Origin of the sequence: Saccharothrix sp. BKS2, assembly GCF_047689505.1 — a bacterium.
In the GTDB taxonomy this organism is placed as follows: domain Bacteria; phylum Actinomycetota; class Actinomycetes; order Mycobacteriales; family Pseudonocardiaceae; genus Actinosynnema; species Actinosynnema lopnurensis.
Window position 1 is genome coordinate 273,400 of sequence record NZ_JAUQOL010000013.1, and the last position, 25,210, is coordinate 298,609.

Below are 25,210 nucleotides of genomic sequence, written 5' to 3' on the forward strand. Positions count from 1 at the left end.
AGCGCGGTGCGGACGAACAGGCGGGGCCCTCCGCTCGCGAACCCCGACACCGGGTCACCCGCGCGGACCGGAGCGCGCGGTCGTGTTCAGGCACATCCCGGTGCCCGAACACGCAGCCCTCCCGGTCCACCACTTCTCCCCCGCCGAGCCGGGCACTGCACTGGTCCGGCAGGAGAAGATCGGATGAACGGCAGGTTGCGATGCCCCACGCGAGCCCCGCTCCGCAGGAACGCGCCCTCAGGTCGGGCTTACCGGACCGGGCGGGCTTTCGCCCCTCGTACCCGATCCAGGCCGTCCACTGGGGCCTGAGCGGAGCGGCCGGCCGCGTGGTCGACCTCGTCACGGGAACCGGGGAGCTGACCGAGCGGCTGGCCGCCGCGGCGCCGGGGGTCGTCGCGGTGGAGCCGGACCCGGACCGGCGGGCCGAGTTGGCGCGGCGGCTGCCCCTGATCACCGTGGTGGACGGGACGGCGACCGCCGTGCCGCTGCCCGACACCTCGGTGGACGCCGTGTTCGTCGGGCAGGCGCCGCACGGGTGGGACTTCGAGGTCGCGCTGGACGAGGCCGCCCGCGTGTTGCGGCCCTCGGGGGCGCTGGTCGCGCTGTGGAACCACCACGAGGCGGTCCCCGCACCCGGCGGCCCGGCGCCGGGGCGCCGGCGCTGGTGGGACGCCGACGGGCCACTGCCGGCGCACCGGCGCTTCACCCCGTTCGAGCGCAGGCGCTTCACCACCCCGCGGGTGCGGCTCGCCGTCGCGGGCGACGCGTCCGGGCGGCCGGTGGTGACGACCGCGGTCCGGGCGTTCACGCTCTGAGCCGCAGCCCACCCGTCCGCGCGGCGGCACGTCGCACGTCCCAGTGCGCCCCCATCCCCCGGTAGAGGTCCGTCGCCTCGCGCAGGGCGGTCGACGCCTCCTCCGCGCGCCCCGCGCGGAGGAGCAGGGTGGCGTGGTCCTCCGCAGCCTGCGCGTGTTCGAACACGCGCCCGACCGCGCGGTACCGGGCGACGACCTCGGCCATCCCGTCGACGTCCCCGTCGAGCAGGGCCCGGCACCTGCGCGCCGCGACGGCCGCCCGCGCGGGCCTGGTCTCCCGCGCCGCCTCGGCTTCGCACGCCGCCGCGGCGGCGCGGGCGGTCGCCTCGTCACCGCGGTCCAGCGCCAACCGGACGAGGTCGGGCAGCCACTGGTGGCGCAGCATCATCTGCGCGTACCGGGCGTCCAGGATCGTGCCGAGCAGGGTCATGGCCTCGGCGACGTCCCCGCGCCGCGCGCACGCCATCGCGCGCGCGGCCACCAGGAAGTCGCAGTTCTCGCGGTCGGCGGCATTGGCCAGCGGCAGCGTCGTCCCGGCTCGCAGGTGCCGCTCCAGCGCCTCGTCGTCGTCGCGGTGCGCGGCGATGAGCGCCCCCACGCCGTGCAGCAGCAGCACCGGCCCGCCCTCGCGCAGCCCGAACCCGGTGAACGCGGGGTCGTCGAGCACCTCGCCCAACCGCGCCACCGCGTCGTCCCACCGCCCGAGCCAGAAGTCGTGCACCGCGCTCGCCACCCGCACCCCCGCCGCGGGCGCGCCCCGTCCCGCGATCTCGGCGGCCAGGCGCAGGTCCGCCGTGGCGTCGTCGAGCCGGTCGAGGCACTGCAACGTGAACGAGCGGTTGTCCAGCAGCACCAGCCGGAGGTCTGACAGGTCCAGGTCGGCGCCGACGACGTCCAGCGCCCGGTCCAGGTGGGCGACCCCGGCGGAGTAGTCGCGCCGCACCGCGTCGACCTGCCAGAGCACCTCCAGCGCCTGGCCGATCGAGAACGGGTCGCCGGACGCCTCGCCCAGCGCGACGGCGTCGCGGGCGGTGTCCGCCGCGCGTTCCACCTCGCCGATCCCCGCCCGCTGCACCAGGGCGACCAGCGACACCAGCCGCGCCCGCCACACCGGTGGCAGGGCCGGGTCCGCCAGGGCGTCGGCCAGGATCACCAGCGCCTCCTCCGCGCGCGACGCCCGGTACGGCACGTACGCCAGCACCCACCGGGTCTGCGCGGCCAGGTCCGGGTCGTGCAGGAGCGGCAGCGCGCGCCGCGCGCAGGACTCGGCCTCGACGTCCCGGCCGATGCGGAACAGCACGCCGGCCAGTCGCGCCGTGAGCACCGCGCCGCGCCCGCGGTCGCCGAAGTCGAGGTCCGGGTCGACCTCGCGGCGCAGCAGCTCGACGGCGACCAGCGGGGCCCGGAGGGTCAGCGGCGAGGCCGCCTCGACCAGCCAGTCGCCCACCCAGCCGGCGGAGCCCCCACCGGCGAGGAGCTGCGCGGCCACGTGCTCCACCGGCGCGCCGGATTCCGCCAGCGCCTTCGCGGCCTGCTGGTGCAGCGCGACCCGCAGCGCCAGCGGCGTGCCCTCGTAGAGCGCCTGCCTGATCACCGGGTGGCGGAACGCCAACCGCTGCCCCGCGGCGCGCAGCACGCCCGCCGTGATCGCCTCGTCCAGCGGCGCGGCCAGGTCGGCGACCGGTCCGCCCAGCACGGCGGCCAGGTCGTCCACGGCGAACTCGCCCCCGATCAGGGCCGCCCAGCGCAGCACGTCACGGGTCGCGTCGGTCAGGTAGTGCAGCCGTCCGGCGACCGCCGAGACCAGGGACCGCGGCACCCGGTCGAACGACCCGGGGAGCACGTCGGCGGTGTCCTGCCCGAGCCGGACGACCTCGTCGCGCACCAGCGCGTCGGCGATCTCGCGCACGTACAGCGGGTTGCCGGCGGCGCGTTCGGCGACCCGGCGCAGCCCGGGGCCGGGCCGCGCGCCGACCAGCCGGGCGATCATCCCCGCCACGGCGTGCTCGTCCAGCGGCGCCAGCTCCACCAGCGCGCCACCCGAGGTCCCGATGTCGCGCCGCAGCCGGTCCACGTCCTCCCGGTGCGGCAGCGGCCGGGCGGCGGCGACCAGCAGCAACGGCAGTCGTGCGGTCAGCGCGCAGAGCCGGTGCCAGAGCAGGACGCTGGCCTCGTCCGCCCACTGCACGTCGTCCAGGGCGAGCACGAGCGGACCGTCCTCGCACAGGTCGGCGACCAGGGAGACCAGGTCGTCGATCGCGCCGGCGACCGGGTCCCCGGCCACCGGGACCGACCGGTCCGGCCGGTTGCCCCGCAGCGCCTTCCAGATCGCCGCCCGCCGTGGTTCCGCCGAGCGCACCGTGACGTCCAGGCAGTCCAACGCCGCACCGAGCGGGAACCGGCTGTCCATCTCCTCGGCCGCGGCGTGGGCGATCCGGCAGCCGAGTTCCCCGGCGCGCGCCAGGGTGGCGGTGACGAGTGCCGATTTGCCGATCCCCATCTCACCCTCGACCCACAGGCTCCCCCCGTGGCCGCTCGCGAGCCGCCGGACGAGGTCTTCGACCACCGCCAGTTCCGCCGAGCGCCCCGCGAGCGCCGGCGAGGCGAAGCGCGTCGCGGTGGGGGCACGGGTGTCCAGGGCGACGGCGGTGGGGGTCGCGGGGCCGGGGGCGACCGCGGGGCGGCGGGGCGCGGCGGTGTCGGCGAGCACCTCGTCCCGCAGCCGGCGCAGGCCGGGGCCGGGTTCGATGCCCTGTTCGTCGAGCAGGAGCCGGTGGATGTCGTGGTAGACGCCCAGGGCCTCGGCGTCGCGGCCGGCGGCCCGCAGCACCCGCATCAGCAGCTCGCGCGGGCGCTCGCGCAGCGGGTGCTCCGCGACCAGCGCCGCGAGTTCGTCGGCCAGCCCGGCGTGGTGGCCGACCGCGAGCCCGGCCTCCGCGCGCAGCTCGGTGGTGGCGGCGCGCAGTTCCCCCAACCGCGACCGCCTGGCCACCACCAGCGGACCGGACAAGCCGGACATCGCCTCACCGCGCCACAGGTCCAGCGCCGCGGTCGCGGTGCGCAGCGCCCCGCCCGCGTCGGCCGCCGCGAACAGGCTCCGCGCCAGTTCCGCCAGCCCGGTGAACTCCACGGCGTCCACGGCGGCCGGGTCGACGCGCAGGCGGTAACCGGAGCCGGTCGAGGTCAGCAGCCGCCAGGGCGCGCCCCGACCGCGCCCCGGCTCCAGCGCCCTGCGCAACGCCGAGACGTGGGTGTGCAGGTTGCCCACGGCGTTCGCCGGCGGGGCCTCGCCCCACACCCCGCTGACCAGCTCGTCACGCGGGACCACCGCGTCGGGGCGACAGGCGAGCACCGCGAACACCGTGCGCGGCCGGGACGAGCCGAGGTCCACGGCGCGCTGCCCCACCCACGCCCGCACCGGGCCGAGCAGCTCGACGCGCACCGCGTCCTCCGGATCGGTCATGCCCCGCCACCTCCCGGCCTCGCCCACCGAGAGGAGGACGGTAGCGGAAAGCCCGCCCCGGGACGAGCCGCCGCGGGAGGGCGCCGCCGGCTTCGACGGCGCCGACACGCGCCCCGGTCACTCGATCAGCTTGTCGCCCAGGGTCTTGCGCAGGAATTCGAGGCTGCGCTCGGCCTCGTCGACCCGGCCGCACTCCACGCTGAGGAAGATCTCGCGGTCCAGGGGCTCCAGGACCTCGAACACCCGCTCCCAGTCGACCATGCCCTCGCCGATCGCGCAGCCCACCGGGGTACCGGTGACCAGGCCGCGCTCGTCGGCGCTGTGCTGCTCGCTGATGTCCTTGGCGTGCATGTGGACCACGCGGTCCTTCACCCGGTCCAGACCCTCGTACAGGTCCTCCAGCGCGGCCAGGTAGAAGTTGCCCGTGTCGAAGTTGACGTTGATCCACGGCGAGGGCGCGAGGTCCGCGATGGCCAGCAGCCCCTTGGAGGTGCAGCTGAACGTGCCGTGCGGCTCGATGCACACGTTCACCTCGTGCCGCTCGGCGACGAAGCGCGCCTTGGTCAGGGTGTAGCGCATCATCTCGTGGGCGAACGCGTCGTCCATCCACTCCGGCTTGATCATGTCGTCGGTGTTGACGAACTTCGCACCGCAGGCGTCGGCGAACACGATCGCCCTGGTCAGCCTCGGCACCGCGGCTTCCGGCTTCATCAGCGGGCTGTGGCCGCTGATGCCGGACACGCGGACACCCGCCCGGTCGCAGATCTCCTTCATCAGCAACGGGTCCTCCTCCATGGAGAAGGAGTGGAAGAAGTCGACCTCGCTGAGCAGGTCCCACCCGGTGTGGACCATCGGCTCCACGTACCGGTAGCCCAGCTCGGCCGCCTTCTCGACGCCCCACCGGAACCCCTTGGCGGCGTCCTTGATGTACTCCATGTTCAGCGTGGCGCGGTACTTAGCCATGGATGAGCACCTTCTCTTCCCGGAGGGCGTCCACCGAGGACCAGTGGGCGTGCATCGACTTGAGCGTGTCGTCCAGTCCGTGCTCGGGCTGCCAACCCGGGTAGTGCCGCCGGAACCGCCGGGTATCGGTGATCCAGCACTTGGCGTCGGCGAAGCGGGCTTCGGGCGCGTAGCGCACCGGGATCTCGCGGCCCACCAGCTCCGCGCACTTGGCGACGGCCTCCAGCACCGAGCAGCTGCGCTCCCGACCGCCTCCGGCGTGGTAGACCGCGCCGGGCCGGGGGTCGAGGTGGAAGTGCCAGAACATGCGGACCAGGTCCCGCGCGTCGATGTTGTCGCGCACCTGCTTGCCGCCGTGCCCGATGATCGTGTACTCGCCGCCGCCGACCGCCGTGCGCACCAGGTGGGACAGGAATCCGTGCAGCTGCACGCCCGCGTGGCGGGGACCGGTGATGCAGCTGCACCGGAACACGCCGACCTTCATCCCCAGGTGCCTGCCGTACTCCTGGGCCGCCAGGTCCGCGGACAGCTTGGAGACCCCGAAGAAGGTCCGGTCCGTGCCGTCGAGGGGCATCGACTCGTCGATCCCGTGCCGGTGGTAGGGGTGGTCCGGGTGGAAGTCCCACCGGGTGTCCAGCTCCACCAGGGGCAGCGAGTTGGGGATGTCGCCGTAGACCTTGTTGGTCGACGTGTAGACGACGGTGGCGTCGAAGCAGTGCCGCCGTGCCGCTTCCAGCACGTTCATCGTGCCGACCGCGTTGATCGCGAAGTCGTCCAGGGTCCGCTCGGTGGCCCAGTCGTGGCTGGGCTGCCCCGCGGTGTGGATGATCAGCTTGATGTCGGAGCCGTACGTGCGCAGCACGGCGTCGACCGCCGCGGCGTCGCGGATGTCCGCGGTGTGGTGGCGGTAGTTCGGGATGACGGCCATCTCGGCCGCGTTGCCGCTGACATCGCCGTCCGGTCCGAACAGCGCGCGCCTCATGCCGTTGTCGATACCGACGACCAGGTCGAACTGCGGTGCGAGCATCCGCACCGCTTCCGTTCCTACGAGTCCGGCCGAGCCGGTGATCACCAAGATGTCCACGGTGCCTGACATCCCCTCGTTTTTCGAGCGCGGTCGAGCCGCACGGCGGGAGCGGGGTGGGGGTCGCCATCGACCGGCGGCGGGGCAGCGGCGATGACGGGTGTGGTCGGCGTTCCGGCGGATGGCTTCTCCGGTACGCCCGATCGGATGACCTGCGTGACCAGGATCAGCAACCGGACGCGGAGGTCGCAACGACTGCGGGGAGAAGTGCGCGAGGACCCCCTACGCCTGCCCGAATGGGCTACCGGACCGCAGGTGGGGTGCCACCGGTCCCGGGGCCCCGCCGGTCAGCCGACCCGGTCCACCGGGCCGGCCGCCCGGTCCGCTCGCAGGAGGTCGACGGCCTCCGCCCACCGCGCGGTCAGGTCGGCCGGGTCGGGCGCCCCCTCGGGCGCGAGGACGGACAGCGTCGCCACGTCGCCGTAGCCGACCAGCAGGGCGAAGTCGGGTCGGGCGCGAACCGCCCGAGCCCGGTGAAAGCCCCGGCCGTGAAATCGGCCGGGGTACCCGGCACGGTGTCGGCGTACATGGAGACGCCTCCTCTCACCCTCGGGGAGAGGGTCGGCACCGCGCACCGCAACGGTCACGCACGAACCGTCGACCGTGCGCGATGATCAAGCGGGCTTGCCCGGACGAGCAGGCGCCTGAAGGTGAGGGAGCCGCCGCGAGGTCCGGTCCCGCCGCCTGCCGGTGGCCGGCACCGCGACGATCGCGAGAACCCGGCTCCGCGCCGTCGAGGACGCGCGGGCCGCCCGGCCGGCGGGCGGCGTGTCAGCCGAGGAGCGCCAGGAGCCGCGGGAACCGCGTGCCGAGTCCCCGGCGTGCGACGTCCGGGATGTGAACGGCCGCGTGCCCGGCGGTGACCCGGGCCTCGGGTCACCGCCGGGCACTGTCGGGGCGCCGGAGGGGCACCGCGTCACGGGTGCGCGCGAGGGGTCCCGCGTTCCCGACGCGGTGCGGCGCCCTGGCTCGGGGTCGTCCGCGCGGCGAGCGGCTCAGGCCGCGTCCGAGCTGGGGAACGGGGCGTCGATCACGCCGTGGTCGGACATGCGCCACTCGTCGGCGCTCCACGTGTCCTGGGCGGAGATCGGGAGGACGCCCCGCACCGCCTCGTGCCGCCGGCGGCGGGGCGCGGTGTGGGCGGTGCTGTCGACGGCGGGCCGGCTGGCGGTCACGGTTCCTCCACGTGAAGTCGGTCAGGGTCAGATGAGGCCGGAGCGGACCGCGTACGCCACCGCGTGCGGTCGGTTGCGCAGGTTGAAACGCGTGGTCACGCCGTAGATGACGTTCTTCACGGTGCGCTCGGAGTAGGACAGCTTGACGGCGATCTCCGCGGTGTCCAGCCCCTCGGCCATCATCCGCAGCACCTCTTCCTCGCGTCGGGTCAGGCGGCTGCGCGGGGCGCCGCCGGTCTGCTCCAGCAGCTGGCACTGGAGCCGCTCGACGTCCTTGATCAGCGCGCCGACCAGGTTCGGCGGCATGAGCCCGCCGCCGGCCGCCGCCGTCATCACGCTGTGCCGCAGGCGGTCGGCGGAGGCCGCCGACCTGGGCAGGACCGCCACCACCCGGCACTCGACGGCCGTGACCAGCTCCGACTCGTCCAGGTCCCCCACCAGCACCACCGGCGTTCCGACATCGGTCGCGGCCCGGCGCATCCCGGCCACCACGTCGGCGGTGAGCCGGTCCACCGCCACCACGGCCACCTCGGCGTGGTGCCGCTGCTCGGCCGGCAGCAGCACCACGTCGGGGACGAGTTCGAGGTGGGCGACCAGTCCGGCCATGCTCAGCGGGTCCACTGCCTGGAGAGCCACTTTCACCCTGTGCATGCCGCCTCCGAAGACTCCGGGTTTGTTCTGCCGGAAGTGTGCGGGCCGGTCACCACATGCCGTCTGAAGCCGATCTACAGACCCTCTTCAGAACCTGTGGGACGCGGTGCGCCGGGTGAACACCAGCAGGTCACGGGGTACGGTCGGGGGTGTGTGGTCCCGGGGGCGCGAAAAGCAGGCCATCGAGGCGCTGGTGGCGCACCTGGAGCACGGCGCCGTGGACCCCGCGCGGCTGGCCGGGGTGATCGGGGCCGCCGTGGGCGCGGCCGGCTGCGCGGTGACCGTGGACGGGGAGCGGTTCGCGTGGGGCGCCGGCGGCGGCGCCTGGTGGGGTGCGACCGTCGAGCACGGCGGCGAGGTCCAGGGCGAGCTGGCGCTCACCCCGGAACCCGCGGGGCCGTTGTCGGAACTGGTGGCGGCGCTGGGCCCGGTGCTGGCCGCGGCGCGCTCGGCGAGGCAGGTCGAGCGCTCCTCCCGCGAGGCGGACGCGGCGGCCCGCGAGCTGGCCGACGGCCGGTGGCGCGCGGCGGCCGAGATGGACCTGCGACGACGCGACCTGGAGCGCAACCTGCACGACGGCGTGCAGCACCACCTGGTGGTGCTGCGCATGTCCGTGGCGCTGATCGAGCACGCCCTGGCCACCGGCGCGGACGACACCGCGCGGCAGCGGCTGGACGAGCTGGGGGCCAGGCTCGACGCCACCGAGCGGCTGATGATCAGCACGGCGTCGGGCATCCTGCCGGTCGCCCTGGTCACCGACGGTCTGGCCGCGGCGCTGCGGGCGGAGCTGGCGCAGCACGAGGACGTCGCGCTCGACCTCGACGACGCCCTGCCCCGGCACCCGGAGGCGGTGGAGTCGGCGGTCTACTTCATCTGCCTGGAGGCCGTGAACAACAGCCGCAAGCACGCCCCCGGCTCGTCGATCACCGTGGCGGTGCGCGACACCGCGGAGGGCCTGTGGTTCGAGACGCGCGACGACGGTCCCGGCTTCGGCGAGCTGCCGGAGCACGCGGGCCTGCACAACCTGGTGACGCGGGCGGCGGCGGTCGGCGGCACCCTCCGCATCCGCTCCGCGCCCGGCGCGGGCACGGCCGTCACCGGCCTGGTGCCGCGCTGATCAGGCCCTCGCAGGTCCGCACCACCACCTCGCACACCTCGCGCACCCGGCCGGAGACCTCGCCCAGCACCCGCCAGCGCCCCGCGGCCGACCGGGCGGCCGACCGGACCTCGTCGTCCGAGGCGTCGGCGGCCAGCCCGAGGCGCACCCTCGGCTCGACGCCGTGCAACCCCATCAGCCGCTCCCCCTCGGCACGGACCCCCGGGGGCAGGGACGGATCGCGCTCGATGTCGTCGAGGGTGTCCAGCTCGACGATCTCGTGCGCGTGGACGCGGACGCGGTCGACCTCGCGCAGCAGCGGTCCCGACGCCATGCGGGTGATCGACACGAGCGCGCGGCGGGCCGCGATCAGGTCGGCCCGCGCCACCAGCCTGCGGGTCAGCAGGTCCGCCAGTGCGACCAACCCGCTCACCTGCGCCAACTCCTCGGCCACACCGCCCGGCCCGTCGGCGACGCGCGCGGCGTCGGCGGCCACCCGCAGGTCGTCACCGGAAAGCCCGCCCACCGCCTCGGGCGGGACGCGTCGCAGCGCGCGGTAGCCGTCCTCACCGGCGGTCGCCGCGAACAGCGCGAGCGCCGGGCGCACGGGGGCCTCGACCACGTCCACGCGGTGCGCCGCGGCCCGCAGGAGCAGCCGGAACTCCGGGGGCGGCGCGGTCAGGCACAGCACCGCGTCGGCCGACCACACCTCGGTCAAGGCGGTCGCCATGGCCTGGTCCACCGGTCCGGGCGCCTCGGTGACGGTGAGCCCGCGCAGCGACGCGGGTCGACCGGCGGTCAGCGCGCCCGCCACCTCCGCGCTGCCCGGCCCCACCACGACCAGCCGCGGCGGCTGCCCGAGCCGGTCGGCGAGGGCCTCCCAGGGCGCGCGGTCGGCCGCCGCGTGCCAGCCCTGCTCGACCAGGTGGCGCACCCGGTCGAGCAGGCTGGACTCGGGCTCGGCGGTCGTCCCGACCGGGCCGATCCGCTCGGGCAGGCGCACCCGCACCTCGGCGACGCCGTCGGTGACCGCGCAGTCCAGCGCGCCGCCGAGCACCGCCAGGCGCGCGGCGTCGTCGGCCAGGTCCGCGCGCAGCCGGTCGACCGGCCACGGCCACCCGGGCGCGGTCACCTCGACCCGCAGCACGCCGTCGCGGTGCGCGAAGACCACCCCGACGGGTGTCGCGTTGTCGGAGGTCGCCACCAGGTTCAACACCGCGGCGCACGCGTGGTAGAGGCCGGATTCGACCTCCCACCCCACCCGGCGGCCCAGGTCGCCGCTGAAGCGCACCGGTCGGCGCAGCACGGCGGCCAACTCCTCCAGCGCCGCCCGGGGCCCCCGTTCGGGCAGCATCGCCGGGTGCACGCCGCGCACCACGGTGCGGAAGGCGTCGATCAGCTCGTCGAGCGCGTCCCGCAGGTCCTCCACCGCGCGGGTCTCCTCCGGCGAGCCGAACGCGTCGCGCAGCCGCGCGGCCCGTGCGCGCACGTCGTCGAACCCGCGCCCGGCCACGGTGGTGATCGAGCCGACCAGTCGCCGCTGCTCCAGGTCCCGCACCCGCGCCTGCCCGGTCCGCGCGGCGCGCAGGTCGGCGGACAGCCGGGCGGCGCGGGTGGCGGCCCGGTCCCGGTCGGCGCGCAGCCGGTCCAGCCGGGCCGCCACGCCCAGCCACGCGGCGGTCTCGCGCCACACCGCCCGGTCGCGCTCGTCCAACCTGGACGCGCTGACCAGCACGCCGCCCCCGCCGGAGACCGGTTCGACCCCCGACATGCCGGGCAGCGCCGCGACGGCGGCGAGGTCTTCGCCGAGCACCCGCCCCGGTGGCAGCGGCGGCCAGGACGCGATGACCGCACCGCTGGGCTCCACGTACACCGCGGTGCCGTCGACGACCTCGGCCAGGTTGCGGACCAGGGCCGGCACCAGCAGCGCGGCGGGCGTGCGCGCGGCGAGCCGGTGCGGGGCGCGGTCGGCCCGACGCCGGGGGAGCACGGCGGCTACCCGTCGATCCGGCGCGCGCGCAGGTACGCCAGCACCGCGAGCACGCGGCGGTGGTGCACCGACGGGTCGCCGGGCAGGTCGAGCTTGGAGAAGATCGCGGCGATGTGCTTCTCGACGGCCTTCGCGGACACGAACAGCTCCTTGGCGATGGCGTTGTTGGTGCGGCCCTCCGCCATCAGCCGCAGCACGTCCTGCTCGCGCTCGGTCAGCGTGTCCAGCGCGCCGCCGTCCCGACCGGCCGGTGTCTGCACCAGCCGCTTCGCCAGCACCGGCTCGATGACGATCTCGCCGGCGGCGATGCGCTCCAGGGTGTCGCCCAGCACGCGCACCCCCGCCACCCGCTCCTTGAGCCGGTAGCCGATGTTCTCGGTGCCGATCTCCAGCACGCGCATCAGGTAGTGCGTCTCGGCGTAGTGGGACAGCAGCAGGAGGCCCACCTCGGGCTTGAGCGCGCGGATGCGCTCGGCGGTGGACAACCCGCCGTCGGGTTCGGGTGGCATCCGGATGTCCAGCACGGCCACGTCCACCGGCTCGGTGGACACCAGCGCGAGCAGCTTGTCGCCGTCGCCCACGCAGCCGACGACCTCGTGGCCCGCCGCTTCCAGCAGCAGCACCAATCCCTCGCGGAACAACGCGCCGTCCTCGGCGATGGCTACGCGCACCGGAGCACCGCCCAGTGGTGCCGGGGACCCCCGTCGGGGTGCTCGTCGCTGACGTGGACGCGGACCAGGTGCCGGCCACCGCGCACCCGCACGGCCACCGACGTCTCGGGCCGCAGCGTGCGCAGGTGGTCGGTCAGCAGCAGGCACACCCGGGAACCGGTCGCGGCGTCGATGCCGGCGGGCGGCACGTCCAGCGCGAGCGCCAGGCCGCGCCGCTCGGCCACCGCGCGCAGGGCCGGCTCCAGGCCCGCGCTGGTGAGCACCGACGGGTACAGGGCGTCGCCCACGTCGCGCAGTTCGTCGAGCACGAGCCGGACCGTGCCCTGGGCGGCGGCGACCCGCTCACGTGCCCGCGGGTCGGTCACCGCCACCGCGATCAGGCCCAGCTCCAGCGCGAGCGCCGACACGCGCAGCGCCGGGCCGTCGTGCAGGACCCGCTCGAACTCGCGCCGCAGGTCGGCGTCACAGCCCGGGGGTCGAAGCCTGCGGGTCCGCCCGAGCAGCCCGCGCACCAGTCCGATCACGATGACCAGCGTGGGGGCGCGAAGGAGAACGGGCAAGGTGGACGACCCGAAGAGGCAGTAGGGATTTCCCTACCACCTCGCCGGGCGCGGCGATGCCCGAGGATCGCGGTGACGCGTCACGCAGGGAGGTTCGACGGTGGGATACGGGCTGGGTGTCGATCTGGGCACGACGTTCACGGCAGCGGCGGTGTCGGGGGACTTCGGGACCCGGGTGGTGCCGCTGGGGCGTGATGTCGTGGCGCCGTCCACGGTGTTCATCGGGGCCGACGGCACGGTGCTGACCGGCGACGCGGCGGAGGCCGCCGGCGCGGCGGACCCCCTGCGGGTGTCCCGCGGCCACAAGCGCCGGTTGGGCGACCCGACGCTGCTGGTGATCGGTGGCGTGGCGTACTCGCCCGCCGCGCTGCTGGCGGCGCAGCTGCGCGACGTGGTGGCCCTCGTGACCGCACTGCACGGCGGGCCGCCGGATGCCGTGGTGCTCACCTGCCCCGCCATCTGGGGACCCTACCGACGCGAACACTTCGACGAAGTACCCCGCCTCGCCGGACTCGACAACGTCCACATCATCACCGAACCCGAAGCCGCCGCCACCCACTACTCCACCGAACGCCGACTCGGCAACGGCGAACTCGTCGCCGTCTACGACCTCGGCGGCGGCACCTTCGACACCACCATCCTGCGCGCACACCACAACGGCACCGAAATCCTCGGCACCCCCGAAGGCATCGAACGCATGGGCGGCATCGACTTCGACGAAGCCCTCCTCACCCACCTCGACACCCGACTCGACGGCGCACTCACCACCCTCGACCCCACCGACCCCACCACCACCACAACCCTCACCACCACCCGCACCGCCTGCATCAAAGCCAAAGAAGACCTCTCACTCGAACCCGACGTCACCATCCACATCCCCCTACCCCACACCACACACCACATCACCATCACCCGCACCGAGTTCAACGACATGATCCGACCCTCGCTGAGCCTCACCACCGCCGCGTTGCAGCGCACCATCCACTCCGCCGGGCTGCGCCCGGGCGATCTGGCCGGGGTGCTGCTGGCGGGCGGTTCCTCCCGCATCCCCCTGGTGCCCCAGATGGTCTCCGACACCTTCGGCAAACCCGTCCGCGTCAGCCTCCACCCCAAGTTCACCGTCGCCCTCGGCGCCGCCACCACCGCCCGCCCGAAGCCGGCCGCGGCGCCCGTGCCGTTCCTGCCTCCCCCGCCCCCGCCCGCGCCGGGTCCCCGGCGACGCCTGCCCCGGTGGCTGGTCCCGGCCCTGGTCGCGACCGTGCTGGTGGGCGCCACCGCCCTCGTCGGGTGGTCGTTCCGCAACGACGAACCGACGGCGCAGGGCGGCACCGGCCCGGCGGAGGGCCCCTCGGCCGCGTCCTCCCCCGCCGCCGCCCCCCGGGAGCCGGGGCTGGTGCTGTTCGAGGACGGTGCCGTCGCCCCCTACCAGAGCACGGTCGGCTCACCGCAGGGCGATTGGGTGGGCACGCGGGTCGGCGTCGGGGGTGAGGTCACCCACCCCACCGTGTCGGTGACCTCGTCCGCGGCCGGCCTGCGCGCGACGTGGAACGGCAGCGGTCCGGGCCAGGTCTACCTCCAGGACCCGGCGGGCGGCTCCGACCTGCGCCGCTTCCTCGACGGCGACGGCGACGGCGACGGCGCGCTCGTGCTCGACGTCGTGGTGCGCACCCACCCGACCGGGCCAGTCTCGCTCGCGGCGCACTGCGGGTTCCCGTGCTCGGCGGAGATCCCGGCGACCTCGGCGTTCCGGCGGCTGCCGGTCGACCGGGAAGCGGAGGTCCGGGTCCCCCTGTCCTGCTTCACCGCCGCGGGGCTGGACGCCGGGAAGGTCGACACGCCGTTCCTGATCGCCACCGGGGGCGCGTTCGACGCCACGTTCACCGGCATCCGCTGGGTCCCGGGCGCGGGCGCCGGCGCGATCCCGTGCGAGGAACTGGGGTAGTCGGCGCCCGCGCCCGGTCGACGCCGACGGGGTCGGGATCAAGCGGGGAGTTCGCGCGTGCTCGTGGGGAGGGGGCGGCCCTTGGGCGGGAACCTCAGCTCCCGCGGCTCCTCCGCGTCCGACCCGATCACCAGCGCCACCACGTCGCGGCCGAGGACCGAGGCGAGGTCGGCCGCCAGCTCCGCGGTCACCCTCGCGCGGAGGAGCCGGAGACCGGTCGGACCGGGCGCCAGGCGGCCCGGCGTGCCCCGCAGCGACACCTCGCCCCCGGCGGCCACCTCCAGCCGCATCCGGTGCACGTCGACCTCCCGGTGGTGCAGCACCAACCCGGCCAGCCGCTCCCGCTCGGCTCCGGCGCCCCCGTGCCGCTCGACGTCGTCGCGCAGCCCTTGGATACGGGTTTCCAGGAAGTCCAGGTAGGACGACCAGTCCGGCCGGTCCGACGACGCGACCCGCTCGAACCGCCCCACGACGTCCTGCCCCAGCTCGACGGGTACCGACGGCGGACTCGGCGGCGTGCCGCGGATGAACTCCCCGTCCGGGTCGACCGGGATCGCGTAGACCCGGTCCACCCCCGCCACGGCGTTCTTCGTCGCGGGCCGGGACGTACCGGCCAGGGCGTCCACCAGCAGCACCTCGCCGCGCTGGTTGACCACGTTCCGCGCGTGGCCGGGACTCCCGTCGCGGGGGAAGGTGACGACCACGGCGGCGGAGCCGTGCCCACCGCGCGTCACCCGGTCGATCACCTCTCCCAGGGCGTCGGGTCCGCGCCCCAGCCACTCCGGCGCGTGAGGGGTCGCCTCGGAGTAGGCGCGACCGCCTCCCGGCGGCGGCAGCGCGCCGGTCGGCGTCGTCGCCGGCACCCGCGGGTCGCCGAGGTAGGTCGAGTGGAAGGCGAGGGCGGCGTCGAGGCAGTTGACGCCCCACCCCTCGACCAGGTGATCGGGGTTGAGCAGCGCCAGCCAGCGCGACGGGTCCGCGAACCGCGTTCCCGGTGGGACCTCGGCCAGCAGCGTGGTGGTCCGCTCGGGCGAGGGCGGCACCTGTGGCACGGCCGGGGGAGGCGCGTGGCGCGCGTCCGGGCCGGTCACGGGCCCGGAGTCCGCCTCGAACTCGTCCCGGCCGCGCTTGCGCCCACCCGCACCGGGTGCGCCCGGTGCCGGGGAGGCCGCGGCGGGATGCGGGGCGGCCCGACCGGGCGCCACCGGGACGTGGACGCCGACCTCCCGGTGGTGCGGTCCGGCGACGCGGTCGGGGCTGTCCGGCACGGGGCTGTCCGACCGCGAGTCCGAACCCGACCACGAGTCCGAATCGGACCACAGGGGCAGCCGCCCGCCGGCCGCGGCGGGGGTGACCGCGGGCGGCGGGCCGTCGTCCCGGGAGCGGTCCGGCTCGCCGGGGAGCGGCGCCCCGTCGTCCACCGAGGCGTGCGGTCCGGACAGGGGGTCGCGCTCGTGGGCGGCCCCTCCCCGGGCCACGTCCCAGGCGACGGCGCGGGCGGCGAGCCCGCCGCGGGTCGACAGGGTGTGCGCCACGACGGCGGTCGTGTCGTCCAAGACGTCGCCGTTCGCCGCGTCGCGACCTCCGACGATCCTCCGCGCGTCGGCGACGAGGCGGTCGTACTGCTCGGGGCGGCGACCGCGGAACTCGTCGAGTGCGGCCCGCGCCCCGTCGACCCGCTCCTGCCGGGCGGCGGGCGAATCCCCGGCCGCACCCGACCACGTCCCGTCGGTGGGGAACCGCCGGCGGGCGCGGGCCGGTCCGGGCAGCACCCCCGCCGCCGGGCGGTCGGCGGCCCAGGCACGGCCCCCGTGGTCGGCCTCGTCGTCCGAGAAGTCGGACAGCTCCTCCGGGGAGCCGGACAGCTCGATCGGGGAATCCGGTGGGAGGAACCTCGGTCCACCCTCCATGACGCGCTGGAGCTCGTTCAACTCGTCCATGAGCCGGGTGATGTCGTCGGTGCGCCCGTTCCCGGAACCACCGGGCTCCGGGAACGGCGCGGAGTCCGACCCGGACCCGTCCTCGGACCAGGACCGGGACGAGGACCCGCTCCGGGAATCCGGGTTCGTCACCGCGAGCGGTCTCCGCCCCACGCGCTCGTCCGGTGAGGGGGTCCACGAGGTGTCGTCCGCGGCCCCGGGGTCGGAGCCGCCACCGCTTCCCCGCCGGGACGAGGCCGACTCGGTGTCCGAAGGGCTGTCCGGGTCGGGGTTCGCGAGGCCCAACGGGCGCGGCGCGGCCACCTCCCCGGACCGCGACGTGCCCGCGTCCGAGCGATCGGTGTCCGAACGGCCCGTGTCCGAACGATCGGTGTCCGAACGATCGGGGCCGGGTCCGCCCTCGCTCCCCCCGGACTCGGCGGCGCTCTCGACCGACGACTCGGTCGCGGACCGGTTCGGGGTGTCCGTGGGCACGGGTTCCAGTGAGGTGATGAGCCGCCGCGGCAACTTCAGGTGCAGGCTGGTCCTGATCCCGGAGACGCTTTCGAGGAACCCCCTGGCGAAGCTCACGCAGTTGTAGGAGAGGACGTTGTACTTCCGCTCGAAGCTGCTCAACGCGTAGAGGTAGCCGTCCAGCAGCTTGCGGGCACTGGTCTTGTACGGCCCCACCACCCTCGTGTGGCGAGCCAGGTGCCGCAGCGGCGTCTCGTAGCGGATGTTGCCGTGGACCCGGACGAACGGCGTCCGCACCCCCAGGGGGACGGTGGCGGCGGGGCCGAACCCGAAGGACACCTCCGGTCCCCTGGGCAGCCGCACGGTGACCCAGGCGTGGCCGACGTCGCCGCGCAGGCTCTCCCTGCGGTTCCCGGCGCCGACGTCGGCGACCACGTAGACGTCGATGTCGCGGACGTCCTGGTCCGCCGCCCCCACGGCGTGCCGCTTCAGCGGCTCCATCAACTCGACGAAGTCGACGAGCCACTGGGGGTCCTGCACCGACTCGCCGTCGGACTCGCTGTCGGGTTCCGGGGACTCCGACGTGGTGTCCGACCAGGCGTCCACGGGCTGCGCGTCCCCGGTCGCGGGCCGGGCATCGGCCGGGTGCGGCGGCGCGGGGTGCGGCGGCGCGATGTCGGAGCGGAGCGGGTCCGGGGGGAGGTCGTCCACGGACCCCTCGTCGATGGAGCGCCGTCGACGTGCCCCGACGAGGTGCTCGGGCGCACCGCGACCACCACCGCGCAGCACCGGTGTCGTGCGCGTGGTGCCGAGGTCCGCCGCGATCCGGCGGGACAACCGCGCGGTGTCGTGGTCGGGGGCCATCAGGTCGAACGCCAGCACGGTCCGGACGTCCTCGACGACCGAACGCGGCACGCCCCGCCCGCCGAACTCCTGCGTGAACAGGAGCACCGACCCGGCCTGGTCCCCGTACCGCCTCCTGGTGGCGTCGTCCAACAGGCTCATCGCGGCTCGGGCGTGCCCGGCTTCACGGCTCAGCCGGTCTGCGGTCCACCTGCCACCGCTCGCCTCGCCGTCGCCGCGGTGCTCACCAGCCCGCGTGTCGGCGCGATCGTCGGCGGGCGAACCGTCGACGGCAGCCGGGGTCGCGGCGGGCCCGGCGTTGTACTCGTCGACGTGCCGTTCGACCCTGGCCTTGGCCTCCCACCACGCGGCCTGGCGGTCGTCTGCCTCGGCCCGCCTGGCCGCGAGGTCGACCTCCGCCCGGGCGATCCGGTCACGCAGGTCGCGCGCCGCGCGCACGGCCTCCCGGTGCCGCTCCCGCGCCAGGTCCCGGTCCCGCGCGGCGGTCCGCGCGGCGTCCGCGGCCGTCTGCGCGTCGTCGAGGCCCTTGAGCGCCTCGGCGTGCGCCCGATCGGCGGATTCGAGCCGGTCCTCGGCTTCGCGGAGCGCGTCGTGGGCGTCCCGCGCGGTCTCCCGCGCCCTCTCCGGCTCGTGCGGCGCGGTGCCGTGCTCCTGGTCGGCCGCCGGGTGGTCGAGGTCCCCGCCCAGGGCGCGCACGACCTCGTCGGCGCGGTCGGCGGTCCGGCGCAGGTGCACCACGTCCCAGCGGGCGTTCCCGACCGCGACACCGGTCAGCACCACCCGGTCCCGGGCCCTGCCCAGCCCGGACTCCAGCTCCGGCACGGCGGCGGTCCCGCTCCGGACGACCCCGTCGGCCTCCTCCAGCTCGGCGAGCCCCGCCCGCACGTCGGCGTCCGCCCTGGCCAGGTCGGGCGCGACCGCGTTGATCAGGTCCTGGGCGGCGTGCCGGGCCCGGTCGACCTCGACCTCGGCCGCCCGCCACGCCTGCGCGGCGTCGCGCACGGCGTCCTGGGCCGCGGCGAGGTCGTGCCCGAGCGGTCTGCCGAGCAGCCGCTCGACCTCGGGCAGCGGCATCCTCAGGTCGACCGAGCCGGGGACGGTCAGGTCGTGGACGCCCACTCGGCCGTCGACCTCGACGACGAGGCGGTACTCCACGTCGACCTCGACCAGGCCGGTGCGGCCCTGCGGCTTGCGGTTGTGCATCACGTTGGACGTGGGGCCGCCCGAGTGGCCGGTGGTGTCCTCGTTCGCGTGCCTGGCCTCGGCGCCGGTGGTGGTGAGGCCGCCGGTGCGCACCTCGTCCACCGAGCCGCCCGGGTCGGTCCCCTGCTTGCGGAAGCCGCCCGAGACCAGCGCGACGGACAGGTCGGCGGTCTCGGTGTGCTTGACCTCGCCGGTGGTGGCGTGGACGGTGCTGCGGGGCGCCTCCAGGTTCGTGGTGTCGCTGAGGGAGTCCAGCCTGGGGTTGGTGAACTTCGCGTGCACCGCGAGCACGGCGTGCTTCGACGGCCCGACGGTCGACTCGTGCAGGCCCGGCACCTCCAACCCGGCCCGGGTCATGCGGGGCAGCGCGGACTGGAGGTGCTCGGAGCCCAGCGCGGACAGCAGGGCGTTGAGCGAACCGGTGCCCTTGCCGGTGATGCCCGCCCCGGCGCCGGCCCCGCGCAGCGCCTCGACGGTGGCCGACCTCAGGTCTGCCGCGCCGACCAGCGCCTCGACCGAGGACCCGGGGGGCGGGGCGACCGGGTAGCCGCCCCGCCGCCACGCCGCGACCTGCTCGGGCCGCCCGGCCTCCGCGGGTCGGGCGGCGGTCACCGGGGAGTGGTCGGGCCGGGGGGCGGGGGTCGCGCGCAGGGTGTCCGCGTGCACCCGCACGCGCAGGGTGCCCTGGTCGCTCCGCGCCCGCGCGACGACCTGCTCGCCGCGCTCCACCACCAGCTCGAACCGGACGGGGACGTCGAACAGGGCGGCCGGGCCGCCGGCCGCGCGCAGGTGGTTGGCCTGGTCGGTGGTCGAGGTGGTGGTGTTCTCGGTCTTGGCCCGGCCCAGTGACGCGCCAGCACCGGCGCCCACCGAACCGGACACGTCGTTCGACGTCGGCGGGTTGCCCGCGGCCGTGCCCCTCAGGCCCACGCCCCAGGCGGTGCCGGAGCCGCTGCCGCCGGCCCTGCGCTCGGCGCCGAGGAGGGTGTGCTCAATGTCCTTGCCGTCGTTGACGACCCGGTCGAAACCCGGCCGCTCGGCGTGCGCCTTCAGCGTCACGTGGTAGGTGTCCTTGCCCAGCACCGCACCCGGCTGGTGCAGCAGCAGCGGCACGCCGCCGTCCAGCGCGCCGTCGATGAGCGCCTTGATGCTGGTCGGCGAGGTGAAGTCGACCAGGCGTTGGAGGTTGCTCATCGAGTCGTCGAGGACCGACCCCGGGACCAGCCGCTCCCTGAGCAGGCTCCGGGTGTTCCGGTCGGCTTGCGCGACCAGGTCGGCCACGGTGACCGACAGGTCGGGCGCGTCGTGCACCAGGCTCAACCCCAGCGCGGCCGGACCGCCGCGCGGGTCGAGCCTCTTGGGACCGCCCAGCGGGCCGAACCGCCGCGGCGGCGGTTGGTCGACGTGCGGCAGCAGGTCCATGTCGCGCGCGACCCGCTCCTCCACCCGCAGGAAGACTCCGCCGGGCAGGGTGGTCGACGAGCCCGCAGCCGACGGGGTCCCCTTGTGCAGGGCGTTGCCGGCGCGGCTCTCGGCCACCACGTGGAACGTCGCGTCCACCTGGACCAGGACGGTGCGGTCACCACCGGGGGTGACCACGTTGCGGTCCACGCCGCCCGCCACCTCCACCGTGTCGGAGGTGGTCCGCAGCCACGGCACCCACCGGGCGACGGCGGCCAGGCCGCCGGTCTGCCGCGGTGCGGCGGTGTTGGGGCGCACGGCCGTGCCGGCGGTCGCCGAGAACTCGACGGCCTTGACCCGGGTGGTGGTCTGACCGGCTTTGGAGCCGCCGGTGTCGGCGTGCTCGGTGCCGGTGGTGTCCGAGATGGCCACCAGCTTCGGGTTGCCCAGCGACACGGCGACACCGAGCGCGCCGGTCCGGTCGGAGACCCGCCGGTCGTACTTCATGCCGCCCTCGTGCACGCCGGTCTCGACCAGGCGGCGCAGGTTGGCCTTGAGGCTCTCCGGGCTGAACAGCTTGTCGATCTTGTAACGCGCCTCGGTGCCCGGCGTGGTCAGGGAGGTGTCGCCGGCGGCGCGGTTGAGCGCGGAGATCGCCGCGTCGCGCAGCGCGGCGCTGCCGACGACCGCCTCCACGTGCAGCCACTCCGGCTGGACCGGGCGCGGCGTGCCCGGGTTGAGCAGGGAGGCGATCCGCGCGTCCGCCGCCGTCGGGACGGACCGCGGGGGTCCGGGCGCGAACACCGACGGGTCGGTCCTCAGCGTCGACCCGTCGGACACCCACAGGTGGGCCCGGCCCCCGATCCGCGGCAGGATGCGCGGCGCCTCGGGGTCGTGCGGGTCCAGCGACGCGGTCAGGTCCACCGTGCGGGCCACCGTGCGCGGGGCGGGCACCGTGCGGAACGGCGAGTCCGGGGTGAGCCACCTGACCCACGCCCTGGGGCGCTCGAACGCGGTGACCACGACGTCGAACTCGACGTCGTGCGCGAAGACCTGGGCGTCGGGGCTGCCGACGTTGAGCCACGTGCTGTTGACCGTCGGACCGGCGGTCGTCATGACCGCGGTGACATCGCTGTACTTCGCACCGCCGCCCACCGCCGGGGAAACCGACGACGCCCCCGTGAGCCCGGTCGTGCGGCCCCGACCCTCGATGCCCGCGTTCCAGCCCTTGGTCGTGGTGGTCGTGCTGTCCAGCCGCGGTCCGGCGGACGACGAGCCGCGCACGTTGCGGGCCTCGGCCCGGCCCAGGTGCTCGCCCTCGCCCAACCGCGCCTTGACGGTGACGTTGACGTAGCGGTTGGTGCGCGAGCCCCGCTGCTTGAGCTGCACCTGCACGCCGGGGCCGAGCAGGCTGTCCAGCTGGGAGCGCAGGGCGGTCGCCGACAGCTCCGTGCTCAGCTTGCGCTGGTTGGCGGACTGCCTGAGGTGGTCCTCGGTGGCGCCGGCGCGGCGGGGCTTCGCCGGGGCGTCCCACCGCGGCAGGAACTCCTCGAAGCCCTCCATGCCCCGCAGCACGGACTCGACCTGCTCCTGCACGTGGTCGGCCGCGGCGAACCGACCGACCTTGACGTTGCCCGCGGCCATGCCGGCGGCCAGGTAGGGCGGCTCGAAGCGCGGTTCGGCGGTCGGCGTGGCGATCGTCGCCGGGGTGCCCGCCGACACCGGCAGGCCCTGCGCGGCGGCCTCGCGCAACCCGATCCGCAGGTAGGTGGTGACCGGGAATCTCACGTGCGCCCCGTCGGGTGCGGGGCCCCTGCCGTCCTTGTCTGCGGGCACCCGGACGACGACCTCGGCGTTCACCCGGTACAGGCCGGTGGCGCCCTTGAACTGGATGCCCGCGCGGTTGCCGGTGGTAGTGCCGGCCGCGGACGACTCGGCCTTGCGCGCCGACAGGCCACCGGTGACGCCCACCGTCCCGCCGGGGCCCTTCCCGACACCCGCGCCGGCGCCGACCGCGGCGCTGACGTCGACACCGCTGCTGCTGGAGGCGGTCAGGCTGGTGGCGGTCACCGACGACTCGTGCAGCCGCAGCTGGGCGGAGTCGTGGGTGCCGATCAGCTCCGCGTCGAGCAGGGTCGCCCGCATCTGCGCGAACCCCGTTCGGCCGCGGTGCGGGCTGAACAGGTCCGGCGAACTCACCCACCCGTCGAGCATCGGGCCGAGGTTGTCGCGGATGTTCGTGGGGCCGAGGAACTCGCGCAGCGCGGTGCGGCCGTGCGAGCCGTGCCCGGTGACCGACCGGTGCATCCTCGCCGAGACCTCGGCGAAGACCCCGTCGACCCCGTCGACCACGACCGCCTCCGGCACCGGGTGCTCCAGCTCGACACCCCAGTCCCGGTTCGCCGGGGTGACCACGCCCAGGTCGCCGTCCGCGGGCCGCAGGTGCGCCAGGTCGTCGGGGAACTGCACGACGACGTCCACCGCGTCGCCGGCGTCGCCGCGCACGGCCGTGCCGCCCGCGAGCGCGCCCAGCGCGTCCGTCAGCGTGATGTCGTAGCGGACCGGGACGACGACACGGGTGGAGGTCTCCCCCGCCCTGATGATCCGCTGGTCCGCCACGGACGCCGCGACGGAGCTGGCGGTGGCGGGCCGGGCCAGCGGCGTCTTCACGGCCAGCGAGCCGTAGACGCCGACGCCCTGCGCCCCCGTGCCGCCGATCCCGATGTCACCGGGGTTGGTCAGGGCCGTCGTCGTGGCCGAGGTGGAGCCCGAGTTGACCCACAGGTCGACCTTCGTGGTCTGCGGCGGCTTGGTGGACGCCGCGGCCACGTCGTCGGGCGTGCTCATCGTCGCCTTGACCTTGGCGTCGAACCAGTGCGGGCCGACCTTGACCTGGAAGGTGCGGCCGTCGCCGAGGAACGACTCGAAGTTCGCCTCCAGCGCCCCTTCGATCTCGGCCACCCCCTCGGGGCTGTCGTCGCCGTGCCGGGCCAGCAGGTCGCGGACCGCCCCGGTGACCCGGTCCGCGCCGCGCAGGTCCACCACGTCGATGGAGCCCAGCGCCTCGCTGCGCTGGAAGAACGGCGGCAGCGCCAGCGAGGGCAGCACCGTCCCGGCGGGCGAGGTGAGGGTGATCATCGGGATGTCGGGGTTCCGGCCGCCGGGGACCGGGAGCGAGGGGTCGAGCCGGTCGGGTCGGAAGGCGGAGATCCAGCTCTCCCAGTGGCCCAGTGAGCGCTGCGGCGCGTGGCGCGACCTGCTCGGTCCCCCGGCGGAGGTGGAGGAGCGCGGTCGGCGCAGGGCCCTGGCGGGCTTGGTGGGCGACTGCGAAGGCGAGCCGGTGCCCGGTCCGCTGGTGGCCGCGTCCGCGGGCCCCGTGGAGGCGGTGGCCGTCGCGCCGGGTTCGCCCGCGGTGGCGGCGGGGACGACGTCCGGTGCCGCGGTGCTCGCCGTGGTGGCCGGCAGGGGCACCTCGGGCGTGGTGGCGAGAGCCGGCCGGGCGGGCGTGCTCGACGTGCTCGCCCTCCCGGTCCCCCGTCGGGGCGTGACCGGTCGTCCGGGGCTGCCCGGCACCTCGGACTTGTCGGCCGAACGCGCCGCGCCTCCTTCCCTTCCGGTGGTCGCGGGCGCGGCAGGGGCCTGCTCCGGTCGGTGCGCGGCCGGGCCCGTGACGGTGGTCGCCGCCGCGTTCTCCGAAGTGGGACCGGTTCCGCGGTCGCCGGCCCCCGCCGTGCCCACGGACGAACCCTGGTGGCCGGGGCGGTCCGGCCCGGCGCCCGCGGTGTCGGCAGGTCCGGTCCCCGGCGTCGGCGAGGTGGTCTGCGCTCCGGGGGCGGGTGTGGCGTCGCCCATCGCCGGTGGCGCGGCAGCCGCGTGCTCGGGTGACGTGGCGTCCGCGGTTTCCGGCGCGGGGGTGACTCCGCCCTCCGGTGCGGGTGCGGTGCCCTCGCCGCCGGGCGGTCGACCGGTGTTCCCGACTTGGTGGCCCGCGGAGCCGTCGCCCCGCGTCGTGTCGCCGTCGTCCGTCGCGGACGGGGTGCGGACCGCCTCCGGTGACCGGTCCGGTCCTCCCGGAGCAGGGACCGGAGGGTCCACCGCGGTCGACCCGGTCCCGGTGTGCGCGTCGGCGCCGTGGGCGGGTACCGCGCCCGGCTGGTCGGCCATCGGGGGCGCGGTGGTGGCGTGGTCGCCCTCGACCGGGGCCGGCGCGACGCGGGTCGGGCCGCCCCGGTCAGGAGCCACCCGGTCAGGAGCCACCCGGTCAGGAGCCACCCGGTCAGGAACTACCCGGTCCGGCGTCCGGGCTCGGTCGTCGGCGGTGCGGCCGGCGGACGGGGCATCGCCGCGCGGCCCCGCAGTCGGTCGGCCGTCACCGGTCCGGGTCGTCGGCTCCGCCCCGGACGGGGCGGGTGCTGTCGGCACCGACACCGGCCCGGCCACGTCCGGCCTCGGAGGTGCGCCGGGGCCGCGATCACCGATCCCGAGGGCGGGCCGGTCGTCCGGTCGGTCCGGCAACGGGTTCCCCACACCGTCGCCGGTGGAGTCCCGCGCCGCGGGCCCGCTGTCGTGATCGGGGTCGTCGGACGGCGGTGGGTCGTCCGGTCCGCTCCGGACGCCCCCGCCTCCCGGTGGCGGGGGCGGCGCCGCACCGATGAGATCGGGAACCCGGGGCCCGTCGATCGGGCCGACCTCGGGCGACGCGCCTGCGGTGCGGTCCCCGTCCGGGTCCTCGCCGTCGTTCGCGTCGGGTGCGACGTCCACGGGCGGCGGCACGGTGTCCGGACCGGCATCGGGGGTGAGGTGACCGCCGCCGCCGAGCGCTCTGCCGAGTTCGTTGCCGATGACGTTGGCCGCCCCCGACGCCCCACCCGAGGTCGCCGCGTACGGATTCATCTCGAACTCGCCCTCGGTGATGTACTTGTACAACCCCTCCGTCACC

General features: G+C 75.6%; 13 protein-coding genes. 3 read left to right on the forward strand and 10 right to left on the reverse strand.

Translation table 11 applies throughout. The features are described 5' to 3' along the window. The first annotated feature begins 326 nt into the window (after positions 1-326). Positions 327-815, forward strand: a complete 489-nt coding sequence (locus Q5530_RS27560) for a methyltransferase domain-containing protein (protein WP_415365711.1) — start codon at positions 327-329, stop codon at positions 813-815. Here the strand turns inward: Q5530_RS27560 and Q5530_RS27565 are convergent. The 6 genes from Q5530_RS27565 to Q5530_RS27590 form a co-directional block, all read right to left on the reverse strand. Further along, the gene (locus Q5530_RS27565; RefSeq protein ID WP_415365712.1) at positions 805-4,278 is read right to left on the reverse strand and encodes a BTAD domain-containing putative transcriptional regulator; all 3,474 of its coding nucleotides are present in this window, start codon (positions 4,276-4,278) and stop codon (positions 805-807) included. The genes Q5530_RS27560 and Q5530_RS27565 overlap by 11 nt on opposite strands. Positions 4,279-4,395: 117 nt before the next feature. Beyond that, on the reverse strand, positions 4,396-5,241 hold the full coding sequence (locus Q5530_RS27570; RefSeq protein ID WP_415365713.1) for a sugar phosphate isomerase/epimerase family protein: 846 nt from the start codon (positions 5,239-5,241) through the stop codon (positions 4,396-4,398). Further along, complete coding sequence (locus tag Q5530_RS27575; RefSeq protein WP_415365714.1) at positions 5,234-6,325, reverse strand: NAD-dependent epimerase/dehydratase family protein; 1,092 nt, start codon at positions 6,323-6,325, stop codon at positions 5,234-5,236. The genes Q5530_RS27570 and Q5530_RS27575 overlap by 8 nt, the downstream gene beginning before the upstream one ends. A 287-nt stretch (positions 6,326-6,612) precedes the next feature. Beyond that, complete coding sequence (locus Q5530_RS27580) at positions 6,613-6,741, reverse strand: hypothetical protein (RefSeq protein WP_415365716.1); 129 nt, start codon at positions 6,739-6,741, stop codon at positions 6,613-6,615. 579 nt (positions 6,742-7,320) lie between these two features. Continuing rightward, the gene (locus Q5530_RS27585) at positions 7,321-7,500 is read right to left on the reverse strand and encodes a hypothetical protein (protein ID WP_415365717.1); all 180 of its coding nucleotides are present in this window, start codon (positions 7,498-7,500) and stop codon (positions 7,321-7,323) included. 27 nt (positions 7,501-7,527) lie between these two features. Then, positions 7,528-8,136, reverse strand: a complete 609-nt coding sequence (locus Q5530_RS27590; RefSeq protein WP_415365718.1) for a helix-turn-helix transcriptional regulator — start codon at positions 8,134-8,136, stop codon at positions 7,528-7,530. 166 nt (positions 8,137-8,302) lie between these two features. Between Q5530_RS27590 and Q5530_RS27595 the strand changes: the two genes are divergently transcribed. After that, positions 8,303-9,268 carry a sensor histidine kinase gene (locus Q5530_RS27595; protein WP_415365719.1) on the forward strand — a complete coding sequence of 322 codons (966 nt, stop codon included), beginning with the start codon at positions 8,303-8,305 and terminating at the stop codon, positions 9,266-9,268. On the opposite strand, the gene Q5530_RS27600 is transcribed toward Q5530_RS27595, so the two are convergent. Genes Q5530_RS27600 through Q5530_RS27610 form a run of 3 tightly spaced genes read right to left on the reverse strand, consistent with a single transcriptional unit; the run spans position 9,246 to position 12,432 of the window. Continuing rightward, positions 9,246-11,237, reverse strand: a complete 1,992-nt coding sequence (locus tag Q5530_RS27600; protein WP_415365720.1) for a hypothetical protein — start codon at positions 11,235-11,237, stop codon at positions 9,246-9,248. The two genes, Q5530_RS27595 and Q5530_RS27600, sit on opposite strands and share 23 nt — an antisense overlap. A 5-nt stretch (positions 11,238-11,242) precedes the next feature. Further along, positions 11,243-11,908 carry a response regulator transcription factor gene (locus Q5530_RS27605; RefSeq protein WP_415365721.1) on the reverse strand — a complete coding sequence of 222 codons (666 nt, stop codon included), beginning with the start codon at positions 11,906-11,908 and terminating at the stop codon, positions 11,243-11,245. After that, complete coding sequence (locus Q5530_RS27610; protein ID WP_415365722.1) at positions 11,899-12,432, reverse strand: histidine kinase; 534 nt, start codon at positions 12,430-12,432, stop codon at positions 11,899-11,901. Before Q5530_RS27610 ends, Q5530_RS27605 begins: the two co-directional genes overlap by 10 nt. Positions 12,433-12,568: 136 nt before the next feature. Between Q5530_RS27610 and Q5530_RS27615 the strand changes: the two genes are divergently transcribed. After that, complete coding sequence (locus Q5530_RS27615; protein WP_415365723.1) at positions 12,569-14,410, forward strand: Hsp70 family protein; 1,842 nt, start codon at positions 12,569-12,571, stop codon at positions 14,408-14,410. A gap of 38 nt (positions 14,411-14,448) precedes the next feature. Here the strand turns inward: Q5530_RS27615 and Q5530_RS27620 are convergent, their stop codons facing one another. Then, positions 14,449-23,742, reverse strand: a complete 9,294-nt coding sequence (locus Q5530_RS27620) for a toxin glutamine deamidase domain-containing protein (RefSeq protein WP_415365724.1) — start codon at positions 23,740-23,742, stop codon at positions 14,449-14,451. Positions 23,743-25,210 lie beyond the last annotated feature (1,468 nt).